This is a genomic window from Pseudoalteromonas sp. S3178, assembly GCF_005886985.1.
GTDB classification, from domain to species: Bacteria; Pseudomonadota; Gammaproteobacteria; order Enterobacterales; family Alteromonadaceae; genus Pseudoalteromonas; species Pseudoalteromonas carrageenovora.
Genome location: NZ_PNCW01000353.1, coordinates 1 through 296, shown reverse-complemented (window position 1 = coordinate 296; position 296 = coordinate 1). Strand labels below are relative to the sequence as shown.

The window sequence follows — 296 nt, the reverse complement described above, 5'->3', positions numbered from 1 at the left end:
GATCCCCCCGAGATAATCACTAATGAGTAAGGTGATTGGTGTTGTAACCGACAGGGCCGCCATTGAAGCTGAGAGCTGCGGATCGGCTGCAAAAAACTGGCAAATAAGAAAAGCGCTTAACGTAGACAGTGAAACACCCAACCAACTGGTTAAGCACAATGCAAAAAATACCGGTTTAATTTGGTGAAATTGTTTATACAAAGGGTAAGCGAGTGCAACGACCGCTGGCTCTAACAAGTAATGAATTGGTAGCGTTGCTTGTTGATATACCTTGTAGTCGAACTTAGTGAGTAATA

At 43.2% G+C, this 296-nt stretch carries 1 protein-coding gene; it reads right to left on the bottom strand.

Annotated elements, in window-relative coordinates:
• Positions 1-296: LrgB family protein (locus tag CWC11_RS21280; protein ID WP_138684203.1), on the bottom strand; the 296-nt coding region annotated here is incomplete at both ends.